General features: G+C 69.5%; 4 protein-coding genes. All 4 read right to left on the bottom strand.

The window, feature by feature from the left end:
• Positions 1-57: 57 nt before the first annotated feature.
• The gene (pgi, locus tag H9623_RS14615) at positions 58-1,761 is read right to left on the bottom strand and encodes a glucose-6-phosphate isomerase (RefSeq protein WP_321575463.1); all 1,704 of its coding nucleotides are present in this window, start codon (positions 1,759-1,761) and stop codon (positions 58-60) included.
• 222 nt (positions 1,762-1,983) lie between these two features.
• Positions 1,984-3,201 carry a GNAT family N-acetyltransferase gene (locus H9623_RS14610; protein WP_193720767.1) on the bottom strand — a complete coding sequence of 406 codons (1,218 nt, stop codon included), beginning with the start codon at positions 3,199-3,201 and terminating at the stop codon, positions 1,984-1,986.
• A 107-nt stretch (positions 3,202-3,308) separates the two neighbouring features.
• Positions 3,309-4,082, bottom strand: coding sequence for a DUF4097 family beta strand repeat-containing protein (locus H9623_RS14605; protein WP_193720766.1), 774 nt, complete (start codon positions 4,080-4,082; stop codon positions 3,309-3,311).
• Between the two features lie 597 nt (positions 4,083-4,679).
• Entirely contained in the window at positions 4,680-4,886 is a 207-nt protein-coding gene (locus H9623_RS14600; protein WP_193720765.1) for a DUF2283 domain-containing protein, read from the bottom strand.
• Between the last annotated feature and the right edge of the window lie 235 nt (positions 4,887-5,121).

The raw sequence follows: 5,121 nt of genomic DNA, 5'->3' as shown, positions 1-5,121 counted from the left end.
CCCCCCCCCCCCCCCCCCCCCCCCCCCCCCCCGTTCTGTGCTGCTGGCTACCGGGTGTCAGCTCCGCTGCTCGAGGTACCAGCCGATGAGCGACTGCGTCGACGGGTCCTGCTCGGCGAGCGCTGACGCGTCGCCCGCGACGGCCGGGGCGATCTCGTTGGCGAGCTTCTTGCCGAGCTCGACGCCCCACTGGTCGAACGAGTCGATGCCCCACACGACGCCCTGGACGAACGTGATGTGCTCGTAGAGCGCGATGAGCTGGCCCAGGACCGAGGGCGTGAGCGCGGGGGCGAGGATCGACGTCGTCGGGCGGTTGCCCGAGAACACGCGGGCGCTCACGAGGTCCTCGGGAGTGCCCTCCGCGCGGACCTCGTCGGCGGTCTTGCCGAACGCGAGGGCCTTGGTCTGGGCGAAGAAGTTCGCGAGGAACAGCGAGTGCACGTCGACCTCGCCCGCCGAGGAGTCCACCAGCGGGTGCGCCGGGTTGGCCACGGCGATGAAGTCCGCGGGGATCAGGCGCGTGCCCTGGTGGATGAGCTGGTAGAACGCGTGCTGCCCGTTGGTGCCGGGCTCGCCCCAGAAGACCTCGCCGGTCTCGGTCGTGACGGGCGAGCCGTCCCAGCGCACGGACTTGCCGTTGGACTCCATGGTGAGCTGCTGCAGGTACGCCGGGAAGCGGTGCAGGTACTGCGCGTAGGGCAGCACGGCGTGGGTGTGGGCCCCGAGGAAGTTGACGTTCCACACGTTGAGCAGGCCCATGAGCGCGGGCACGTTCTGCGCGAGGGGCGCGGTGCGGAAGTGCTCGTCGATCGCGTGGAAGCCCGCGAGGAACTCCTCGAAGCGGGCCGGGCCGATCGCGATCGCGAGCGACGTGCCGATCGCGGAGTCGACCGAGTAGCGTCCGCCGACCCAGTCCCAGAAGCCGAACGCGTTGGCGGGGTCGATCCCGAACGCCGCGACCTTGTCGAGCGCCGTGGAGACCGCGACGAAGTGCTTGCCGACGGCGGCCGTGCGGGCGTCCTCCGAGTCGATGTCCAGCGCCCCGACCGCAGCCAGCTCGGTCCACAGCCAGTCGCGCGCGAGGCGCGCGTTGGTCAGGGTCTCGAGCGTGCCGAACGTCTTGGAGGCGACGATGAACAGCGTGGTGCGCGGGTCGAGGCCTGCGGTCTTCTCGGCGACGTCGGTCGGGTCGATGTTGGACACGAACCGGACGTCGAGGTCCTCGGCCTTGTAGGGCAGCAGGGCCTCGTAGGCCATGACGGGGCCCAGGTCCGAGCCGCCGATCCCGATGTTCACGACCGTGCGCACGCGCTCGCCCGTGACGCCCTTCCACTCGCCCGAGCGCACCTTGTCGGCGAACGCGTAGACCTTGGCGAGCTCGGTGTGCACGTCGGCGTCGACGTCCTGGCCGTCCACGGTCAGCCCCGGGACGGCGCCGGCGGGCCGGCGCAGCGCGGTGTGCAGCACGGCGCGGTCCTCGGTCACGTTGATGTGGTCGCCCCGGAACATGGCGTCGCGGCGCCCGACGAGGTCGACGTCGTCCGCGAGGCGCACGAGGAGCTCGAGGGTCTCGTCGGTCACGAGGTTCTTCGACAGGTCGACGTGGAGGTCGGCGGCGTCGAACGTGAGGCGGGCGGCACGGCCCGGGTCCTGGGCGAACCAGGTGCGCAGGTCCGGGTCGAGCGCAGCCTGGTGGGCCGTGAGGTCGGCCCAGGCGGGAGTGGTGGTGGCGTCGATCGGCGGTGTGCTCGCAGTGCTCACGATGGTCTCGCTGCTCCCTGGTCGGTGGGGTCGTGGGGGTGTCCCGGGGGTGTGGCCGGACCCGACAACCGTAGGCCGCGACCTGCGGGGTTGTCCTGGCGGCTCACGGTGCGAGCGGTTGTGAGGTGTGTTGCCGGACATTCGTGCACGCCCGACGACGGAGCGTCCGTCGGGCGTGCACCGTCACCGTGTTCCGCGGGTCGGGTGCGCGACGAGGTCCGGTCAGGAGAGCTTCTTCTGCCAGACGGCCGCGACCCCGACGGGCTCGAACCCGAGTGCGACGTTGATCGCGAGCATGTGCTCGTTCTCCTGGGCGTTCCAGGTGTTGATGCGGCGCTCGCCGGGCCGGCGTCCACCGTAGGCGCGCAGGTTGGCGACCTTGACGAGCATCCCGAGCCGGTGGCCGCGGTGCTCGCGGAGGACGAGCGTGTCCTCCTGGAAGGCGAAGGGCACGTCGGGGACGGGCATCTGCAGCACCGAGAAGGCTGCGAGGGTGCGCGTGGGGACGTGCTCGGCGACCGTGATCAGCACGTGCTGGTGCCGTCCGGCGAGGTCGCGCAGGTGGCTGCGGACGCGGGCGGCGTCCCAGGGGCTCTCGGCGACGTCGAGGCCAGCGTTGGGGATGTCGGTGCTCATGCGGGTCCACAGGACCGCGACCTGGTCCTCCCACGCGGTCGGTACCTCGTCCCACCAGGTGTGCAGCCGGTAGTCGTCTCCGGCCGTCTCGGCGGACCGCGCGTCGAGCATGTCGAGCAGGGCGGGGTCGACCGGGAGCCGGAGGACGGAGGCACGCTCGACCTGCTCGAGCGTGAACCCCCGCCCCAGCGCGAAGCGTGCCGGCCGGGACGCGGCGGGCACACGGCCCGCGCCGGTGGGGGCGTCGAGGGCGCCGGGACCGGGGGCGGGCTCGGGCGAGTGGTTGCTGAAGGTGATGACCGTGGTCCGCTCCGCGGCGCGCGCGATCTCCTCGACCCGTGCCAGGAGCACGTCGCCGATGCCCTGGCCCTCGAGCCCGGGGCGCACCATGAGCGTGACGTACGCGAGGTGCGTGTTGCTCACGGTCGCGAGGTTGACGATCGCGGCGCCGCCCACGTCGCGGGGGTCCTGGGTGGTGCCGTCGGCGGGCGGGAGGTCGTCGCCGGGGGAGGCCGCGGAAGCCGTCCGCGGTGCCCCTCCAGGAGCCTCTCCGGGGAGCGCGACGACCAGGACCTTGCGCTGGTACTCCTGCTGCTGGAGCGCCCCGTGGATCACGGGCAGCGGGGCCCACCAGTCGGTCCACCCCCAGGTCGCGAGCTGCACGTCGTGCTCGATCTCGCTGTACGCCTGGTACGCCCAGATGTCGGGGTGCTCGAGCGTGGGCGGGACGGGAGGGGCGTCGACCGCCCGCCAGGTCGGGCCGGTGGGGGCCGCCGGCCCGGGGGAGGTCTGGGTGCTCGTCATGCGCTCCACTCTCGTGCCCCGTGGCCTGCTCGGGCCAGACAATAACGACACATCGCTCCCGTCGGGCGGTCGGGCGCGCCGCGCGGCACGCCCGGCGGGAGAGCGGACTACGAGGCCGGGGTGATCCTGACGTCGCCGTTCCGGGTCGTGACGGCGAGGATGTGGTTGCTGGAGTCGGACCGGGACACGCTCACGTCGTCCGCGCCCTTCTTGGTGGTGACGTCCACGCGGTACTCGGTATCGGGCAGCGCGAGGCCGACGTCGCCGTCGTTGCTGTCGACCTCCACGCGGTCAGGAGCAGCGGAGAACGTCAGGTCGATGTCGCCGTTCCTCGTGTCGGTGGTGACGGTCTTCGTAGACAGCCCTGTGCCGTTGACGACCATGTCCCTGCCGGTCAGGGTCAGGGTCGGGCTGCTGATCCGTGCGAGGTCGGCTCGGCCGTCGACGGCGCTGACCGTCAGGTCGGCGCTGAAGCCGCTGGCGTCGATCAGGCCGTTCTTGTTCTTCGCGACCACAGCGACGCCGTCGGGCACGTGAACGGTGAACCTGCCCTGGCAGCTGATCGCGAGTCCGTTGCAGTCCACCGAGAGGCTCAGCGTGTCCCCGTCGAGAGTCTCCGTCGCTTCTGGGCTCTCACCGTTCGTGGTTCCTGCGATCTGCCGATCGACCGTCACCTCGTCGCTGCCGCCGGGGACGAGGACGAGGTCTGCGGTTCCCGCGTCGATGGTGAGCGACCGACCCTCGTAGGGGAAGGTCTGCGACACGGTGTCGGCACCGGAGAGGTCAGCGCCTCCTCCGCCACCGCTCGAACAACCGGCGGTGAGGGCTGCGAGGGCGAGGATGCCTCCGACGGCGAGCGTAGTGCGGATCTGGATCTTCACGAGGGTCTCCGTGTCAGGGATGGAAATGTACGGGGTCTGGTGGGTCCGCCGGCTCGGAGCGCTCGCGGGAGTTGTGGGCGCGAGGCAGCGGACGCCTGGGCGACGAGAGCCAGGACTGGTGTCGTGAGTGCGAGGAGGGCGAGTCCGTCGAGCGCGGCTCAGGGGATTCCGTGGATCGATGCGACGGATTCCGTGCGCCCGCACCGTCCCGCTCCGCGCCCCGGCACCGGAAAGGCCCCGGCACCGGAAAGGCCATACCGACGTCGCGAAGGCTGAAGCATGATTCGGAGGTCGCTTGGCATGCAACCATTTCACCAGCGTTCGGCGCACAGCACAGAGGTTGTCGCCCAGCTCATTGCATGTCTGTACTCGCGCAAGTCGGATAGGACGGTCCTGGTCGATGTTAGACGAGTGGATCCTGAGGTCGGAGCAGAGCTCGAATCATTGCATTTTAGGAGCTCTTCGCACCTGGCCGGTGCGGTGAGTGGCGCCGCGACGCGCGGCATTTGGTCGCGAGGCGAATGGGTTTGGTTACGGAAGCATCATGGGACGAGTCCAAGATCGAACCCGTCCCATGATGGAGAACCGAAGAGGTTGCTACTGCTCGGTCTCTTCACCGCCGGACAAAAGACTCCGGTACCCAATGAACTCGATGCCCAGCAGGCGTCCATTCTGATCGAGGTCTAGGACGACATCGCCAGCGAGTCGCGGATCGTCGACTACGATCTGCTGCGACGCTTGTCCTTCCCCGATGTGCTGCAGTTCGATGTAGGCCGCATCGACCTCATCGTCGATCTGAATCACGCCAACTTCCTCATTCATCTAGTTCGTCCCCACGCTAACGATTCTGCCACTCCTCTTGTCGACAATCACCCATACCTTGCGCCCCTTGTGCTTCCAGGTGTTCTTATCGTTTCCTTGCATGCGCTTTCCGGTCCTGATTGCCTGGTCAATCATGTCGTCTGAGAGGCGTTCTCACCAGGCGCGGTGATGTGATCGGCGCGACGGCGCGCTGACCTGCAGGTTCGTTCGGTCGTGA

It is taken from the genome of Oerskovia douganii, assembly GCF_015142735.1.
GTDB classification, from domain to species: Bacteria; Actinomycetota; Actinomycetes; order Actinomycetales; family Cellulomonadaceae; genus Oerskovia; species Oerskovia douganii.
The sequence above is the reverse complement of the archived record's forward strand: the minus strand, read 5'-3'. Positions and strand labels throughout refer to the sequence as shown.